Here is a 17,265-nt window from a genome sequence, read left to right on the forward strand (position 1 = left end):
CACCAAAAACCATCTGGCGCGGGATGGAGCAGCCCGGTAGCTCGTCAGGCTCATAACCTGAAGGTCGTAGGTTCAAATCCTACTCCCGCAACCAAATTCCAGCATAGATTACAACACCTTACGCCTCGCTTCACGCGGGGCTTTTGCGTTGCCGTGCGCCAACTGGAAGCACTCTGGAAGCAACACAGGTAAACTCAGACAGCTAAGCTGAATCAGGCAGCTGAGACGGTCAGCGACAGGCTGCGCGGCACCGCATCTGCGCCATTGATCGGCAACAGATCCATCGGACAGGCGGAGACCACGGCGATCAGGTCCATCTCAGCCCGGAACATCACCGCGTCACCGGCCCGCGAAACCGGCGGCAGCCAGACCATCTCGCCCCCTGCGCGGGCGGGCGTATTCATCCACAGGTTGAACGGGCAGGGCACCTGCGGCAAGGTCACGCCAATCGCCGCCATTGCCATGCGCAGATTGTCGGTGCAATTGTCATGATACCCCTGATGGCCCAACTCGTGATACCGGTGAATGTCGCAGGAGGCGACAAGCGTGTCATGCACCCCCTCGGAACTGTCAGAGGCCAGGGTCAGGATCGCCCGCCTGCGGTTGGTCACCAGCGCATCACCGGCAGAAGGGCAGAGTTTGCGCAGGTTCGGGCGCATATGTTCCATCGACAGATGCTCGCCGGGGTCGGCGGCGCTGAAGGCCCAGAAATCCGCCACCTGACTGCCGTGGGTGTTGGTAACGGTCAGCATCTGCCCGCGTTCCACGCGGACGGCACGGCCCTGACGTGCGGGCACATCATAGGCAGTGTCCAGATGCGGCCGACCCAGATCACCCAGAGTTTCAATGGCCGAAGGGTTGCTGCCATCGGGGCGGGCGGGGTCAAAGGGAAGGGAGAAATCGCTCATCTTGATACTCCTTGAAAGACGGCCGAGGGATAGGGCGCTGCCGGTTCCACATGCGGTATCCAAGCACCGCTGTCGCGCAACTGCAGTACATGTGCGGCAATGTCTTCCAGAGGGGCGAACCAGACATCGGGGCGGGACAGAACACGTTCCAGCCAGCGTTCGACCACACGCCAGCGCGCCAGCCGCCCGGTCAGGAACGGGTGCCAGATCCCGACCCACAATCCACCCGCTTCATATTGCGCCTCGAACTCGGCAAAGGAGGCTTCCAGCCCCTGCTCGGGGCTCATCACAGGCATCATATAGCCGATCTCGGCATAATGGGCGAAGGGGGGCCAGTCGTCGCTGCCCCAGTGGACGGGGACTTCGATCAGATCCCCTTTGGCCGCGGACAGGACATAGGGCAGGTCGTCGGCCATCATGGATGAATCATAGGTCATCCCATGGGCGATGGCCAGGTCGATCACCTTTGGCGTGACGTTGTAGACTGGCGCGCGGTAGCCGCGCGGGCTCTGGCCGGTGGCGCATTTGTGAACATCAAGCGCGCGTTCGAACCAATAGCTCTGCTCGGCATCGGACATCTCTGCAGGGTCCTCGTGCAGATAGCCATGCAGCCCGATTTCATGGCCGTCTTTCAGAATCGCCTCGACGGTTTCGGGATAGGTTTCCATCACCCAGCCGGGCATGAAAAACGACTGTTTCAATCCCAGCCTGCGATAGGTTTCCAGAATCCGCGGCACCCCGGCGTTGGGGCCATAGCGGCCCATGCTGATGGGGTACAACCGCCGGTGACTGTCGGTCGGGCGCGCGATGTGGATCAGGCTGTCGGCATCGACGTCAAAGGTGATGGCACAGGCGCAGCGCGCGCCATTGGGCCAGGGGATCGGGTTGCGGATCATGGGCAAAGTCCTTTCAAGCCTAGGGCGCGTTCCAGCCTGCAGGCGGCCATCAACAGCGCACGGTCACAATGGGGCGCGCCGACCAGTTGCAAGCCGATCCACTGCCCCACAGCGCTCTGCCCGACAGGCAGCGTGACAGCGGGCAGGTCCAGCAGGCTGGCGGGCATGGTCAGGCTCAGCACCTGTTGATTAATGCGCGCATAGGTTTCGGGATCGGACAGCAAGGGTTCAGCAAATGGCGCGCCAAAAGGCACGGTTGGCAGGGCGATGAGGGTATCGGGGGCGGGCCAGAGTCTGCGCAGATTTGCCGCGCTGACGCGGAGCCTTGCCATTTCGTCAGGTGCCAGCCGCGCCGCCCTCTGCAGCCGCGCGGCCACCAACGGGTCAACCAGCGCAAAGGCCTCGGACCGGCGCAGGTCGTGGTAAAGTGCTGCGGCATCGGCCCCACCGGGCCAGCCGTGGTGGGCAATCAGCTCCATCGCATCCGACAGCAGGCTTCGCGGCTTTTGTGCCATGGCAAACCCCTGGCCGCGCGCGGTTTCCACGGCATTGCGAACCGCAGCGGCAACTTCCGATGTGGCCTGCGCCGTCGCAAATTGGTCCAGCCATATCTGCGGCGCGCTTTCGGGTTCATCCGTCTCGGCACTCAGCACCGCATCCAGATCAAGCAGATCACGGGCAGTGCAGGTCATCAGCCCAACGGTGTCATAATCCGGCGCCAGCGGCAGCACGCCTGTCATCGGATACCGCCCGCGCGTGGGGCGAAAGCCGAATAGCCCGTGAAACGCTGCCGGAACGCGGCAGGACCCGGCAGTATCGGTCCCTACTGCCAGCCGCACCAAGCCACGCGCCACCGATGCCGCCGCCCCGGAAGAGGACCCGCCCGGCACCCGCCCCGCGATCAGGGGAGTGCCGAAATGCGGGTTCTGGCCGATGCCGGAGAAGGCGAATTCCGACAGGTTCGTGGTGCCGATGGTGATCAACCCCGCCGCCGCCGCACGGCGCACAACCTCGGCGTCTTCGGATGCGGCGGGTGTGTTCAGGCGGGTTTTCGACCCCGCCGTGGTCACGACACCTGCCAGTGCGATCATGTCCTTCCATGACACCGTGGCCCCATAGAGCGCCCCTTGCCGGCTTGGTGCTGCGAGGCGGTCGGCCTCGCGCCTTGCGCGTTCCCCGGTGACCGTCAGAAAGACATCGGGCGCAGCCCGCGCCGCCGCCAGCGCCCGGTCAACCGGCAGGGCCATCACGCCACCGCCTTCAACGCAGGGGCCCCCAGCAGCACCCCGTCCTCGGGGTGCCATGAGGCATAGACCTGCTGCCCCGCCCGTGCCGACAGCCGCTCAAGATCGCGCTGCTGAAGCTGGGCGACAATCCCGGTGCCTGCCGCCGTTTCCAGATGCAGGTTGACGACGGCCCCCGCAAATTCTTCCGACATCAGGGTGCAGGGCACCTCGTTGGTGCCCCAACCGGGCTGGGTGGTCACATTGATCCGGTCGGCGCGCACCGCGAGGTCGCATCTGGTGCCACTCTGCGCGCTGGCCGGGTCCGCGATCTGCAGCAACCCATCCGCGCTGTCGATCCCGATCTTGCCCTCTTTGGTGGTTTTCAGCATGCCGCTGAAAAGGCTGATACCGCCGACAAACTGCGCAACGAACCGCGAGCGGGGCCGCAGGAAGATGTCCTGCGGGGTGCCCAATTGCTCGATCCGGCCCGCGTTCATGATCACCACGCGGTCAGCCAGCGAAAAGGCCTCTGAATGGCTGTGGGTCACATAGACAAAGGTGATGCCCAGCTCGCGCTGCAACCGCTTCAGCTCGCCCTGCATGCGGATCGACATATGCGCATCCAGCGCCGACAGCGGCTCATCCAGCAGCAGCACCTTGGGCTGCAACACCAGTGAGCGCGCCAGCGCCACACGCTGCCGCTGCCCGCCGGACAACTTGGCCACATTGCGGTCGGCAAACCCCGCAATGCCCAGCCGGTCCAGCCATTCGGCACAGCGCCGTTGCCGTTCGGGGGCAGGCACCTTCTTCATGCGCAGGCCGAATTCGACGTTTTCCCGCACGGTCATATAGGGAAACAGCGCCAGATTCTGCCAGACCAGCGGCGTCTCGCGCTGCCAGACCGGCAGGTCGTTGATCTGCTGACCCTCCAGCCGGATATCGCCACGCGTCGGCTCCTCCAGCCCCGCCATCATGCGCAATGTCGTCGTCTTGCCGCAGCCCGAGGGGCCCATGATGGCAAGAAACTCGCCCGCATCCACACTCAGGTCGATGTCCTTGACGGCCGCGAAGGTGCCGTAGGATTTGTTCAGGTTGTGCAATTCCAGAAGCGGTTGGGTCATGGCGACACCTCCTTGTTTTTGTGGGATTTCGTGCTGCGCAACAGCAACAGCTGCGCGGCAAAGACCAGGCTGAGCGTCGCGGCAAAGGCCAGCGTGCCGATCACATGGATGGTCGGGTCGACCTGTCCTTGCAATGTGTTCAGCACCGTGACGGGAACGGTCTGTTCCAACCCGCCGACAAACCAGGCGATGGCATATTCATCCAGCGACACGGCAAAGGTGATCAGCGCCGCCGCCCCGATGGCAGGTGCCGCATGCGGCAGCACGATCAGGCGCAGGGCCTGCCCCGGCGTCGCGCCCAGGTTTTGCGCGGCGGTCTCATACTCCTGCGGCAATTGTTCCAGCCGCAGACGGCAGATCGCCATTGCAAAAGGCGTGGCGACAACCACATGGGCCACGATGATCGCCCCCACCGTGCCCGACAGCCCGACCCGCGAAAAGAACGCCAGCATGGCAAGGCTCAGCACCACAATCGGCACCGTCGGCGGCAGCAGTGCCAGAGCCAGCACCATGCGCTGTCCGAAGAACCGGAACCGGAAGTCGGCATAGGGGGCAGCAAAGCCCAGCGTGGTGGCAACCAGCGCCGTGCTCAGCGCGATGGTCAGACTGTTTTTCAAAGCCTCCAGCACACGGGCATCTGCAAAGACCTGGGCGTACCATTTCGTGCTGAACCGCGTGATGTCGAGGCTGGGAAATCTGTCGGCGCTGAAGGAAAAGACTAACGCAGACTGGATCGGCGCATAGAGGATCACAAAGACCAGCATCAGCCCTGTGAACCAGACCCATGCGGGCAGCGCGTGTTTCAGATGGGTGTTCATCTCAGTTTCCTTTCTGGCGATAGGCCCAGGCCACGGTGACCAGCGATGTCAGCAGCAGCACCGCCATCATCAGCAGCGATACCACCGCCGCGCGGGGCCATTGTTGCCCGCCCCGGATCAGGTCGGTCAGCAGGATCGGCAGGGTCTGGAAGACACCGCCGCCCAGATAAGTGGCGCTGACGAATTCGGCATAGCTCAGCAAAAAGGCAAACAGCACGCCAAGGGTCAGACCCGGACGGGCGGCGGGCAGGATGATGTGCCGCAAGACCTGCAACGGACGCGCGCCCAGATTGACCGCCGCCGACATCTCGGTACGGTCGACATTGCCCAGTGCCAGCGTTTGCAGCACCAGCACCACCGGCAGGGTCAGGGTCGCGTGGCCCAGAAACAGCGCGGTATAGCTGTTCAGCAGGCTGGCCCCGGACAGGCCGACGCTGTGGAACAATTGCGGCAGCACACCGCCTTCGCCCAGAAATACCTGCAGCGAATAGATCCTGACCAGATAGCTGGTGAAAAACGGTGCCAGGGCGAGCCCCAGAAAGGTCAGCCTTCTGGCAGGCGAGATCAGAAAGGCCATCGCGTAAGAGGCCGGAAAGGCCAGCAGCGACACCAGAACAGCGCTGAGCAGGGACAGCCCGTAGCTGCGCCAGAAGGTGGACCACAGAAAATCGAGCGACAGCACATAAGTCCAGGCCGACAGCGAAAAGTCGGGAGTCAGGCGGTAGTTCTGCACCGACCAGAACGACATGGCGATCAGCAGCAGCATCGGACCCAGAAAGAACAGCGCGAACCAGACCGGCAGCGGGGCGGCCCAAAGGGCAAACCACCCACGCCGGCGCAATCCCAGCTTTGCGGATAAGACAGACATCGGATTTCCTTTGAAAGAAGGGCGGCCCGTCCCGCGCCTGTCAGTGGCGGTGCGGGGACGGACCCTTGGCGGCACGGCTCAGGCGTTTTTGTAGCGCACCCAGGCGTCGTTCCAGCTTTCCAGCGATTGCTGGACGGGGAGGCGTCGCAGCTGAATGCGCCCGGCGCGGATTTCATCGAGCGCGTTGGCCCCGGCCAGGTTCATGTTTTGGCGCGCGGCCTCATTCGGGTTGGTCTCGTTCAGCATCGCCCAGCCCGCCCGCGTCGGCACCATCGCGGGATATGCCTTGAGCGTGGCTGTCGCCACCTGGCCGCGCGGGCTCATCATGTAGCGGATGAATTCCTTGGCCAGATCCTGATTGCGAGACCCTTTGCCGATTGACAAGGATTCGGTCCATTGCAGACCGCCCTGTTCGGGAATGGTGGTGGCAACATTGGCCCCGTCACGCTGCAAGACGCCGGTGATCCAGTCGCCAATTCCCGGTATCGCCGCCACCTCGCCCGAGCGCAGGGCAGACAGCGTGCCGCCGTAGTCATAGAACCCCCGCACCTGGGGCCGCAGCGTCAACGCCGCATCCTGCACCTGCTGCCAGGCGCCGGCATCCAGATCAAAGGGGGCCGCATTGCCCTCGATCAGACTCATTGTGCCAAAGTTGGGCAGATGCCAGTCGAATTGCCCGACCTTACCGCGGAGGTTTTCCTGCCACATCGCCTTGTAGTTCCGCGCCTCTGATACGCTGATCGCGTCCAGATTGTGCGATAGCCCAAGAAAGCCAAAGCGCAGGAACACCGCGTAAAGCCTGTCGTCGTACCAATGGCCTTCGAACTTCTGGAACTCGGGAAAGAAATCATCAAACGGGTAATCCGCCGGGTCCAGTTGCTCGATGTAATCGGCCTGATACAGCTGCGAGACATATTCGGCGTCGGCCAGAATAACGTCGTAGGTGCCAACCGGAGATTGGGCAAATTGCGCCAGCATCTGGTCACCGCCGACATATTCCTTGGCGCGGATACGGACATTATGTGCCTGCTCAAACGGGCCGACGACCTCGGGATCGGCGTGGCCTGCCCATGTCAGCATGGTCAACTCGCGCACCTCTTGGGCCCGCACAACCGAAGGGGCGGCCAGAACCGCGCCCGCAGTCAGCCCGTTTTTCAGCAGCGCACGTCGTGAGAATTGAAAATTTGACATATCGTTTTTCTCCCTGTTTTGTGGCTGCCACCCTCTGCCAAACGCACCTTTCGGGACAAATTCGTTTATCTCAGGGGGGCTTGAGAAAAACTTCATGAAGGACAAAGGATGCGACGGCTTCCGCCCCTGAATTCGATCCGCGCCTTCGAGGCGGTTGCGCGCTGCCTCAGCTTTTCCGCCGCCGCGGACGAACTGGGTGTGACCACGACAGCCGTCAGTCATCAGATCCGCCATCTGGAAAGCTATCTGGGCTTCAAATTGATTGTGCGAAATCCGCGCGACATCGCATTGACCCCTGCGGGCGCGGAAATGTTTCCGAAACTGCGCGACGGTTTCGACCTGTTGGCCGATGCTTTTTCGGTTCTCAATGTGGACATTGAACAGAACGTCTTGCGGGTCACCACAACGCGGGCCTTTGCCGACAACTGGTTGCTGCCCCGGCTGTCGCATTTTCTGGTCGAAAATCCCAAGATCCAAGTCGAGCTTATCACCGACGATGCGGTGCGGGACCTGTCAACCGACCGGCTGGACGTGGCGATCCGGTACGGTCGGTGTCCCAGGGGTGCAACGGACAACATTCTGTTCGCGGATACCTATACACCAATCGGTCGCAAGGATGTTGTCGAACAGGGTTCTGGCACCTATCCGGTGATTGGCTTCAATTGGAACAACAAGGATTTGAATGGACCGGTTTGGGCGCGTTGGGCGAATGACGCCACGCAGAGTTTCGAGGTGGCGAGCGTCTTGAACTGTAGCGATGAATCTTCGGCCTTCGAAGCATTGGATCAGGGCTTGGGACTGTTGTTGTGCAGTAACATCCTTGCGGCGGATCGGCTTGCTGCAGGGACCCACCAAAGCCTATCAGTGTCGCCTATTGACGGTTTCGAGTACTATGTCGCTGTCAATCATGCCTCTCGGGCCAAGCTTGCAACAAAGGTTTTTGTGAACTGGCTGCAAGTTTATGCACGCGAAACTGACCGGAATATTAACCCTGTTCGCAACCACACTCGTAAAGAGTCTGAATGAACTGGATCGCCTATCCGTCGCCACATGAAATAGGACATCAGAACGGCTTGAACATTGGAGGCTCTGGTTCGGTTGTGTGATTGATTACGCTGCTTGTTTTTGGTGATGCAGGCTGCGCTGTCCACTGCCCGGCAGGTTTGTGCGCAGGATGATTCCATGAGGGGGATCTGTTGAATTCTACGAGGAAATGATCCTGCTTCTGAAACGCCGTGACCGACCGATATCAACAATCCCGTCTGGCTTTCATGAGATTTCATGTTTCAGATGGGTGAGCACCAACTGAAAAGTGGGTCAATCCGACACGAAAATCAAAAGCTTTTTGGCGCTGCTGCCGATCTAGCAAAAGCCTAACATCAGCACGTGAAGCAGACATTGGATGCTGATCGGGTTAAGATGTTTTGCCCCGCTGGGCATAGGAAAATACAGCCAGAGGCTCCGCCCGCATCGGTGACCGCGGGGCCTCTGGTGAAAGGCTAGTTTCAACTGTTGCGCACAACTGTATTCGTCAACGTACCTATGCCCTCGACTGTGAGTTCCACAACATCACCGTCTGCCAGAAACTCGAACCGCTCCAAACCGCAACCGTCATCGACCGTGCCCCCTCCAATGATTTCGCCTGCGTGCAGGGTCTCAGCATTCGAGATAAAGGCGATCATGTCCTCGAACCCGTGGAGCATCTCACCCAGACGGCTGTCAGTGACCGTGCGCCCGTTGATCTTGGCCACGCAGCGCAGGTTTCGGTAATCCGCAATCTCGTCCGTGGTCACGATCCACGGGCCGAACACGTTGCCAGCGTCGAAACTTTTACCTTTGGCGGGGCCAAGCATGCCTTGCATCTCGCGCAGTTGCGTATCGCGGGCCGAAAAATCGTTGAAGATGGTGAACCCGAAGATGTGGCCCAACGCATCATCAGCCGCGATGTCACGCCCGCCCTTGCCGATGACGACGGCGACTTCCAGTTCATAATCCATATAGCTGGAATAGTCCGGCCAGACGATCGTGTCGCCATGTCCGGCGACGCTGAAACGGTTGGTGATGTAGAAAATTGGTTGTGCCTTGTAGATATCGGGAACCGAACCTTCTGCATGACCGGGATCAGGTTCGCCTGCCATGACGGCCGCAAGGCGGCGCATGCCGACCGGAGCATGTGCGATGTGACGTGGCGCGGTGGATGCGTCGCGGATCTGTTGCGGGCATGGCAAAGGTGCCAACAGCCGCACATCGGCCAGCGACACCGAAACGCCCGCTGCATCCAGCGCTTCACGCGCGGCAGCGAGACCCTCCGTCCCGGCATCAATCAGCGACTGCATGTTCGCCAACGCAGCCGTCCCGGTGGCGGTGAGATCGATCAGGTCTGTTCCAGACGCTGTCAGCGCCCCAAGGCGCGGACCCTGCCCGCTATCGAATGTTGCAAGTTTCATAGCAAATTACTCCTTAATCCCTGATGATCGCGACAGGGCGGCACCAGCCTGCCGAGGCGCCTTTGATCTTGACCGGAAAGCACTGCACCTCGAACCCCGTCGCAGGCAGGGTTTCGAGATTGGCAAGCTTCTCCATGTGGCAATAGGCGCGGTCCATGCCGGCGCGGTGCCCTTCCCAAATGAGGGAGGCGTCGCCGGTTTCCGCGACTTTTTTTGCTGTATGCACAAAGGGCGCGTCCCAACTCCATGCATCGGTGCCGCATACGCGCATACCACGCGCGGTCATCCAGTTTGTCGCTTCGCGCCCGATGCCGCAGCCGCTGGGGACATAAGCGGGCGTGCCGTAATGGGCGGCCGCTCCGGTGTTGACCAGAACGATGTCGCCCGCCTGCAAGTTGTGGCCGATCCGGTCGAATTCGGCCTCCACTTCTTTGGCAGTGACAACGTGGCCATCAGGCATCGACCGGAAGTCCAGCTTGACGCCGTGCCCGATACACCAGTCAAGCGGCACCTCGTCGATGGTGATGGCGCGCTGGCCGCCGTCCATCGTGGAATGATAATGGTAAGGCGCATCAAGATGCGTGCCGTTGTGTGTCGAAAGCGTCACCTGTTCGACCGCCCAACCTTCGCCCCCCGGCAGGCCGTCTCGACCGACACCGGGAAAGAACGAAAGCACCTGATCAGCGGTTTCATCATGGGCAAGGTATGTGATTTTAGGCGCCAATCCCGGCGGATCTGCATATTCGGTGTTTTCCAGAGGTCGGGCGAGATCAATCAGTTGCATTTCGTATCCTTGTTCAACGGCCCAGGAGGCCAGTCGCAATTTGAGGGATGAAGACCAGCGCGACCAGGGTCAGCGCCATGATGAGGGCGAAGGGGGCCGCACCGCGGAAGACTTCGCCGAGGGTGATGCCGGTATCTTTGAGCGTGGCGTGAACCACAAAGACAGACAGACCCAGCGGCGGCGTCAGCAGGCCCACTTCAACGGCGAGCACGGTAATCAGGCCGAAATGCACGATGTCGATGCCCATTTGCTGGGTCACGGGAAAGGCCAGAGGCACGGTGACCAACATGATGGAAGAGCTGTCCAGCACCGTGCCCAGCAGCACTAGAAGACCCGCGAACATAAGCAGAAAACCGGTTGGCCCGATGCCGGAATTTATTGCCATTTCAGTAATCGACGCGGGCAAACCCGAATAGGCCAGCATCCGGCTGTAGATGGATGCCCCGATAATCAGAAAGCACACAGCTGCCGTGATATGGCCGGTCTGCACCGCAATCCGCCATCCCGCAGTCGTTCCGATCCGGCGCATGGCGAAGCCGATGGCCAGTGCCGCAGCGGCGCCCACGGCTCCGGCTTCGGTTGGTGTGAAAAAGCCCATGTAGATTCCGGCCAGAACCAGCGTGGCCAGACCGAACACAGGCAGAATGGCCCAAACCGGCGTGCGCTGTACCTCTTCGGGGGCCTTGATTCCGTCGAACAGATGCGGGCGCACAATGCCGAGCCCGCTAAGATATACGATATAGGCAAACGCCAGCAGAACTCCTGGACCGATGCCACCGATGAACAGATCGCCGATGGACGAATCCGTCAGGATCGCAAACAGGATCAACAGAAGCGACGGCGGAATAAGCATGCCCAGAACCGACGACCCCGCCACAACGCCCACCGCAATGCTGCGGTTGGTGCCTGCGCGCACCATTTCCGGCACGGCAATCTTTGAAAACACGGCAGCCGAAGCAATTGAGATTCCGGTGATGGCCGCAAACACGGCGTTCGACAGCACGGTCGCCACGCCCAGCCCGCCACGCCAGCGCCGCAACCCGCGCGAGATGACGGCAAAGGTGTCACGTCCCATGCCGCTTTCCGATACGGCCAGCCCCATCAGCACAAACAGCGGCACAACACCGAATGTGTAATCTGCAATGCTGTCTGTTGCAGCAAGCGCCACGAAATTCATCGCCAGCGACAGCTTTCCCGTGATGGCCCAGACACCAAAAAGAGACACGCCCGCCAGGGCGATGGCAACATGAATACCTGCGTAAATGGCCAGGGCAATCGCACCCAGCGAAAGATACCCAACGATAATCGGGTCCATGTCTAGACGCCCCGCTTTTCATTTAATGTTGCAAGGGCCGTCAGTAAAAAAGACAGCGCCAGCAGTACGGAGCCCAGGACGATCAGCGACAGAAAGGGCCAGACCGGCAGTGTGAAATGCCCCTGCACGCCTTCCATTTCGCCGCGTTCATAGGCGCGTACTGCCTTTGGCCAGACCGCCCATGCGAGCGTCGCGGCAAAAGCTGCACCGCAAAGTTGTGCGACAAGGTCCATCACCAGGCCAACTGAGGGCCAGCGACGGCGCGCCACGCCCAACACTCCGTCAGAGCGTATCATCTCGCCTTTGCGGTGGGTGTGGGCGATTTGAAGGAAAACAATGCCGACGATCGAATATTTCACCATCTCGGGCACCCCAGCGATTGGGCGGCCCAATGTTTCGCGCCCAAGGATGTCGCAGACGATCAGAACCATTAATCCGAGTATCCACAGGGTCGCGATCACGTTGGCGGTGCCCATGACGGCGTCCGCAGTCCGGACAAGGCGCCCGCGCGCCTTATCCCTTGATGTTGCATCGTGTGTCATTCAACAGACCAGTCACGCGGCAGCGAAACGCCCGCAGCCTTGAGGTGGTCGATATAGGTCGTCAGAACCTCTGTGCCGGGCAATCCTTTGCTGTCTAGATCTCTTGCCCAATCCATAGCGATATTCGGCAGGGTGTCCGCCCATGCAATACGCTGTTCTTCGGACAATTCGCTGATCTGCGCTCCACCTTCTTCCATTGCCTTGAATGCACCGGCCACACGGGTTTCCAGCCCCGAACGATAGTCTGCGGCAAACACATCGGCGCTGTCACGCAAGGCTGCCTGAACCACCGGATCCTGTTCGTCAAACCAGCTTTTCTGCGCCACGATGCCGCCAGCAAACTGCGCACCGAAATGCACACGCGTCACATAGGGGGCAACTTCGTGCAATTTGGCTGCCGCTGCCGCCGTTGGGAACACGATAACACCCTCTGCGACACCGGACTGGATGTCGTTGTAATAGGTCGTAAGGTTCCCCGAAACTCCAACTGCACCCGTATCCTTCAGCCAGTTTACCGCAGGTCCGGGCGCGTTGATCTTGCGCCCCTGAAGATCATCCAGGCTTGTGACGGGAAATGTTGTCATCAGCAGATAGTCTTCCAGTCCGAAACCACCGCCAAGGTACTCTAGATCAAGATCCTCCCAAAGCTTGCGCATGGCGGGGATTTCATCGTGCATTCCGTCAACAGTGGACAGAACCAGGTCAACGTCGGGCGAACCGAAAGGTGTAACATAGGTGACGTTTTGCAGGCTCAGCAACGACGGCTCGAACAGCGACGACACGATGCCGACCTGCGCCAGGCCGTCTTCCATCGCCTCACGCTCACCTCCGACCTTGGCCAGGGTGCCGCCATAGGCTTCGGTCCAATTAACGGAAAAATCGGTGCCTTCCAGTGCAGCATCCACCGCCGGGATATAAGATTCCGACAGGGTTTTCACCCACAAGAACACCGGCGGATGCCCGGCCACCGCCGTCACGTCCAGTTCTTCGGCGTGCAGCACAGGGGCCAGCGACATGGCGACAGCCAATGAAGTGCTGGCCAGAATCGTATTCAGTCTCATCATAGTTTCCTCCCAGTTGCGCCGGAGCCTCACCTCCGGCATTCTGCCCTCAGGACAAACTATCTGAACGTCCGTATAAAAAGTCAATCCGTGGTTTCTGTTTTCGCGACACGAGCCCAAACAGGAGACATGCCAAGTGCCTCAAGCGCCTGATCACAAAGAGCCTTCCGGCAATACAGACGGAAGACTCGCGCGTGGAGAAGCGACCAAAGACCGCGTTCTGGATGCTGCCGAACGCTGCTTTGCCGCCCACGGGTTTGCCGCTGTCACGATTCGACAGATCGCCCGCGAGGCCGAGGTGACATTGGGCGTTGTCAGCTTTCATGGCGGATCGAAAGAGCTTCTGTTTGGCACCGTTCTTGCCCGACGCACCGCCACACTGAATGCATTGCGCACCGATGCGCTCAACGCCCTGCAAGGCCGGGGGGGAATTACCATCAGGGACTTGGTCGACGCCTATCTGACCCCCTATCTAGAGATCGCATCGCGCGGAGACCCGCAGTGGCGCGCCTATGCGCAGCTGATCGCGCGGATTGTGTCTGACGATCAGTATTATATGCAGGTGCGTGATCTCTATGATCCGGTCGCGCGGGATTACATCGCGGAAATCAGGCGCATCCACCCAAATGCTTCGGCCAAGGCAGTTGCAACTGTTTTGACGCTGACGGTCGCGTCAATGCTGTCGATCGTTGCCAGTCGCGTCAGGATTGCTGGACTGTCAGGCGAACCCGCCAGCGAAAGCGCGCTCGATTACCGTTCTACTCTCGTGGACTTTTGCACCGGGGGTATCGAACAGGCGCTGGCCGCGCACTGAAGCGAGGACGTTTTTCTTTCGGGCAGGAGCAAGGGGTGACGATAGAGCCAAGGCCAGGTTCGGTTTGCATCCTGATCTGTCAATCGGCGCGCAAATTTGAGCCCCTATCGGCATGCAAAAATACCCCCGGTGGATACGTTCGGGTCGCTGGTCCGATACAGCGAAGTCCTATCGGGTCAGCGGGTTTTGGTCATTCGCGAGTCTTGAAACGCCAGCTCTCGTTGCCGGTTTCGACGACGTCGCAGTGGTGGGTAAGTCGATCGAGTGGCGCTCGTAGATGCGTTAGATTGGCGACACGAGAAGAATGCGCAGGCCTGACGATGTCTGCGCACCGGATGGGCAATCTGTCCCGCGTGCGAAACGACCACTCCACGCCCATCACCTGTCGGATTGTGACAATGGTCGTTTCAGTAGCATCGACGTGACCATTGATCCGGCGGCGAAGGTGACTAAGAGAGCAAAACCCCATCGATATGCTAACTGGTTGTCAGCATTAGCGGTTTTCTCGAGAACGACGACAGTTGTGATGGCGCCCAGAGCGCCACCAATGCGCTGTGCGATGTTGACAATTGTAGCTGCATCGCCGATCTCGTTCTTCCCAACAGCCAGGTAAGCCGCTGTCATCGAAGGCATTTGAGCCAATGCCAACCCGCCTCCACGAGCAAACAGCAGTGGCGCCCATGCAAGTGACAGCACCGAAGGCCAAAGGAAGGCTGTTGTGCTCAGCAACAAAATGGCGCTGCCGATCAAACTGACCGCGAGAGCGCCATAGCGGTCTGTCACGTTGCCAGCAACTGGCAAGACGACTGCCGCTCCCATACCCATCATGAACAACATCAGGCCAGCATCGGTCGCCGATAGGTTCAAACTGTCTAGCAGAAATAACGGTATAAGAAGGAGGCCGCCATACATGGCTGCACCGGTAAGACCCGCGGTGCATACGGCTGCGGCAAAGCCCGCTCGCCGGAATAGTCGAATGTCGATTAGCGGTGCTTGTGAACGGCGTGCATGTATAACGAACGCAATGATAAGGGCCAATCCGGCTACCAGCGAAGAGGTCGATGAGAGAGTAAGGCCCGATGCGCCGATTTCGGCGCTACCGAACAACACGAGCGGAAGGCCCAGCCCAACCAATATCAGCCCGGTGGTGTCGAGCCGGTCTGCGCTTGATGCTTCGCGCAGTGGAAGCACATATTTGGCGGCAACCGCCGCGCCGATCCCTATCGGGACGTTGATCCAAAACAACCAGCGCCAAGACAGGCCGTCAATCAACACCCCGCCAAGCCCCGGACCAAGCGCGGGACCAAGTGCAACTGCAAAACCTACAGTTCCCATCAATCGGCCGAGTTGTTGACGACTGGCGGCCTCGCTGAGAATCGCCTGTCCAGTCGGCACCATTAAACCGGCAGACAGCCCCTGCAGGCATCGGGCGACGGTTAGTGTCGCCATGTCGCGCGACAACGCACACCATACTGACGCAGCCACGAACGTAAGGAGAGCAGCGACCCAAACGCGGCGCGATCCAAATCTGCGTGCGAGCCATGCGGACAGCGGAAGTGATAGCGCAAGTGCGACCAGATAGCTGGTAGCGACCCACTGCGCGTCCTCCAATGACGCTCCAAATTCTCTTCTGATTGCGTCGATTGCGAGATTGGCGACAGTGGAATCGAGCATCGCTATGAACGCGCCGCACCCCGTGACTGCGGCGACAATCCAGAGACGAGACGAAATGGTGGGCGGAGCTGACGACATTTTTTACGGCACCAGAAGACTCAATTAGATTTTTATGATACAAGTGTACCATGAAAAACACAGGAACCAAGGACCCCTGCATGCCAAAGACTGTTGACCACGATGAGCGCCGATCAATGATCTTGGGCGCATTCGTCACCTTGGTCGTACGAGACGGGTTGCACGCTGTCTCCATGCGCTCTGTCGCTGCTGAAGCGGGGATCTCGCTTCGTCTCGTGCAGTATTACTTCAAGACCAAGGCTGGACTGAAGCAGTCGGGCCTCGCGATGCTGGAAAAGCTGAGCAGCGAACGCTGGGAGAAACGTGTCGGCGGTTTGCCGGAAGCATCTACCGTCATGGAAACCTTGAGAGCTTTGTTCGTAGAAGCTTTGCCCACAGATAAACAGGGCCGCGAATTTCATCTTCTTTGGACGGCTTATGCAGTTCTCGGTGAGACGGACCCGGAAATTCCGAACCGCATGATCGTTGAAGGTCCCCATCGATTGCTTCGACGCGTAGCGTCATTATTGAAGCAAGGTCAGTCGCTTGGTGAATTTGATGCCGAACTCGACGTCGATAGCGAGGCCGTCGTTTTGATTGGGCTAATCCATGGCCTCGGCACCGCCGTAATGATCGGGTTAAAAAGCGGAGATGTCGCATTGAAACTTCTCATCTCTCACCTTGATCGGCTGAGAGCGCCAAGGGGGCCTGATCCTAGGGTTCTGCGCTGATTTTTTCTAGGCTCTAGACTTGTTTACTTATAGCCAAAACAGGACGGTTGCCGCGAGAGCTATTGCAGATAGGAATACCTTGGGACAATGGCCGTATCGGGTGGATATCCTACGCCAGTCCTTCAGACGACCGAGCATGATTCCGATCCGGTTGCGCCTTTTGTAGCGGCGCTTGTCATGCTTGACGGGTTTGTCGCGCGGCTTCCATCCGGGAATACAGGGCCTTATTCCCTGGTCTATCAAGGCCTCGCGGAACCAGTTTGCATCATAGCTCCGGTCGTCCGGCAACCGATCCGCCGATGGCAAGCTGCCCGCCACGGCTCTGGCCCCGGTATAATCGCTCACTTGACCGGGAGTCGTGAAGAACCGGATCGGGCGCCCTTTGACGTCAGTGACAGCAAGTAGCTTCGTTTTTATCCCGCCTTTCCTCCGCCCTATCAGCCTGCCACGCCTCCCTCCTTTAACCGTAAGCTGGACGCCGTGCGGTGTGCTTTGAGGTAGGTTGCATCGATTGATATCGTCTTCTTGTCAGGCGCCTCTGCCGCCAGTCCCGTCGTCATCCTGGCGAAAACGCCCATGTCGCTCCATCGCTTCCACCGGTTGTAGAGGGTCTTTGCTGGCTCGTATTCCTTGGGCGCATCGCACCACCGAAACACCTTGCGATTGAGGAACATAATTCTGCCGAGTACGCGTCTGTCATCCACGCGTGGCACGCCGTGGCTCTTTGGGAAATACGGAAGAAGCCGTGCCATTTGCTCTTCGCTCAGCCAGTAAAGATTGCTCACTAGTACCCCTCAGTTCGAAGGAACTTG

The 17,265-nt window shown here is 59.9% G+C and carries 17 protein-coding genes, 1 tRNA gene and 1 pseudogene; 4 read left to right on the plus strand and 15 right to left on the minus strand.

Features of this window, described 5'->3' with window-relative positions; all coding sequences use genetic code 11:
* Positions 1 to 17: 17 nt before the first annotated feature.
* Positions 18 to 94: transfer RNA gene (locus BUC08_RS18520), tRNA-Met, on the plus strand.
* A gap of 118 nt (positions 95 to 212) precedes the next feature.
* On the opposite strand, the gene BUC08_RS18525 is transcribed toward BUC08_RS18520, so the two are convergent.
* The 7 genes from BUC08_RS18525 to BUC08_RS18555 form a co-directional block, all read right to left on the minus strand.
* Complete coding sequence (locus BUC08_RS18525; protein ID WP_037932104.1) at positions 213 to 908, minus strand: DUF1989 domain-containing protein; 696 nt, start codon at positions 906 to 908, stop codon at positions 213 to 215.
* A complete protein-coding gene (locus BUC08_RS18530; RefSeq protein WP_037932107.1) occupies positions 905 to 1,804 on the minus strand; it encodes a polysaccharide deacetylase family protein in 900 nt (299 codons plus the stop codon). The genes BUC08_RS18525 and BUC08_RS18530 overlap by 4 nt, the downstream gene beginning before the upstream one ends.
* Positions 1,801 to 3,051 carry an amidase family protein gene (locus BUC08_RS18535; protein ID WP_073194361.1) on the minus strand — a complete coding sequence of 417 codons (1,251 nt, stop codon included), beginning with the start codon at positions 3,049 to 3,051 and terminating at the stop codon, positions 1,801 to 1,803. Before BUC08_RS18535 ends, BUC08_RS18530 begins: the two co-directional genes overlap by 4 nt.
* A complete protein-coding gene (locus BUC08_RS18540) occupies positions 3,051 to 4,151 on the minus strand; it encodes an ABC transporter ATP-binding protein (RefSeq protein ID WP_037928244.1) in 1,101 nt (366 codons plus the stop codon). Before BUC08_RS18540 ends, BUC08_RS18535 begins: the two co-directional genes overlap by 1 nt.
* The gene (locus tag BUC08_RS18545; protein WP_037928247.1) at positions 4,148 to 4,969 is read right to left on the minus strand and encodes an ABC transporter permease; all 822 of its coding nucleotides are present in this window, start codon (positions 4,967 to 4,969) and stop codon (positions 4,148 to 4,150) included. The genes BUC08_RS18540 and BUC08_RS18545 overlap by 4 nt, the downstream gene beginning before the upstream one ends.
* 1 nt (position 4,970) lies before the next feature.
* Positions 4,971 to 5,837 (minus strand): ABC transporter permease, encoded by an 867-nt coding sequence (locus tag BUC08_RS18550; RefSeq protein WP_037928249.1) that lies wholly within the window; start codon positions 5,835 to 5,837, stop codon positions 4,971 to 4,973.
* Positions 5,838 to 5,915: 78 nt separating this feature from the next.
* Positions 5,916 to 7,028 carry a polyamine ABC transporter substrate-binding protein gene (locus BUC08_RS18555; RefSeq protein WP_037928252.1) on the minus strand — a complete coding sequence of 371 codons (1,113 nt, stop codon included), beginning with the start codon at positions 7,026 to 7,028 and terminating at the stop codon, positions 5,916 to 5,918.
* A gap of 108 nt (positions 7,029 to 7,136) precedes the next feature.
* On the opposite strand from BUC08_RS18555, the gene BUC08_RS18560 reads away from it, so the two are divergent.
* Positions 7,137 to 8,054, plus strand: a complete 918-nt coding sequence (locus tag BUC08_RS18560; RefSeq protein WP_037928256.1) for a LysR family transcriptional regulator — start codon at positions 7,137 to 7,139, stop codon at positions 8,052 to 8,054.
* A 479-nt stretch (positions 8,055 to 8,533) separates the two neighbouring features.
* Here the strand turns inward: BUC08_RS18560 and BUC08_RS18565 are convergent, their stop codons facing one another.
* From BUC08_RS18565 to BUC08_RS18585, 5 genes are all read right to left on the minus strand, one after another.
* The gene (locus tag BUC08_RS18565) at positions 8,534 to 9,475 is read right to left on the minus strand and encodes a fumarylacetoacetate hydrolase family protein (RefSeq protein WP_037928259.1); all 942 of its coding nucleotides are present in this window, start codon (positions 9,473 to 9,475) and stop codon (positions 8,534 to 8,536) included.
* Between the two features lie 13 nt (positions 9,476 to 9,488).
* A complete protein-coding gene (locus tag BUC08_RS18570) occupies positions 9,489 to 10,259 on the minus strand; it encodes a cyclase family protein (RefSeq protein WP_037928261.1) in 771 nt (256 codons plus the stop codon).
* Positions 10,260 to 10,272: 13 nt separating this feature from the next.
* Entirely contained in the window at positions 10,273 to 11,574 is a 1,302-nt protein-coding gene (locus tag BUC08_RS18575; RefSeq protein ID WP_037928266.1) for a TRAP transporter large permease, read from the minus strand.
* A gap of 2 nt (positions 11,575 to 11,576) precedes the next feature.
* Positions 11,577 to 12,050 carry a TRAP transporter small permease subunit gene (locus BUC08_RS18580; RefSeq protein ID WP_051694538.1) on the minus strand — a complete coding sequence of 158 codons (474 nt, stop codon included), beginning with the start codon at positions 12,048 to 12,050 and terminating at the stop codon, positions 11,577 to 11,579.
* 62 nt (positions 12,051 to 12,112) lie between these two features.
* Positions 12,113 to 13,177 (minus strand): C4-dicarboxylate TRAP transporter substrate-binding protein, encoded by a 1,065-nt coding sequence (locus BUC08_RS18585; protein WP_037928272.1) that lies wholly within the window; start codon positions 13,175 to 13,177, stop codon positions 12,113 to 12,115.
* Positions 13,178 to 13,313: 136 nt separating this feature from the next.
* On the opposite strand from BUC08_RS18585, the gene BUC08_RS18590 reads away from it, so the two are divergent.
* On the plus strand, positions 13,314 to 13,991 hold the full coding sequence (locus tag BUC08_RS18590; protein WP_037928275.1) for a TetR/AcrR family transcriptional regulator: 678 nt from the start codon (positions 13,314 to 13,316) through the stop codon (positions 13,989 to 13,991).
* Positions 13,992 to 14,181: 190 nt separating this feature from the next.
* Here BUC08_RS18590 and BUC08_RS24385 read toward each other — a convergent pair.
* Together BUC08_RS24385 and BUC08_RS18600 are read right to left on the minus strand one after the other, a co-directional pair.
* Positions 14,182 to 14,262, minus strand: a pseudogene (locus BUC08_RS24385) (ATP-binding protein); the annotation flags it as partial.
* A 107-nt stretch (positions 14,263 to 14,369) separates the two neighbouring features.
* Positions 14,370 to 15,743: a DHA2 family efflux MFS transporter permease subunit gene (locus BUC08_RS18600; RefSeq protein WP_037928278.1), complete on the minus strand. Its 1,374-nt coding sequence runs from the start codon at positions 15,741 to 15,743 to the stop codon at positions 14,370 to 14,372.
* An 80-nt stretch (positions 15,744 to 15,823) separates the two neighbouring features.
* Here BUC08_RS18600 and BUC08_RS18605 point away from each other — a divergent pair, with 80 nt between their 5' ends.
* Positions 15,824 to 16,453 (plus strand): TetR/AcrR family transcriptional regulator, encoded by a 630-nt coding sequence (locus BUC08_RS18605; protein ID WP_037928280.1) that lies wholly within the window; start codon positions 15,824 to 15,826, stop codon positions 16,451 to 16,453.
* Positions 16,454 to 16,480: 27 nt separating this feature from the next.
* On the opposite strand, the gene BUC08_RS24210 is transcribed toward BUC08_RS18605, so the two are convergent.
* A protein-coding gene (locus BUC08_RS24210) for an IS5 family transposase (protein WP_143186781.1) occupies positions 16,481 to 17,238 on the minus strand; the annotation gives its coding sequence in 2 pieces (ribosomal slippage) (positions 16,481 to 16,902 and positions 16,902 to 17,238; 759 coding nt in all).
* Positions 17,239 to 17,265: the final 27 nt, after the last annotated feature.

It is taken from the genome of Pseudosulfitobacter pseudonitzschiae (genome assembly GCF_900129395.1).
Lineage (GTDB): Bacteria > Pseudomonadota > Alphaproteobacteria > Rhodobacterales > Rhodobacteraceae > Pseudosulfitobacter > Pseudosulfitobacter pseudonitzschiae.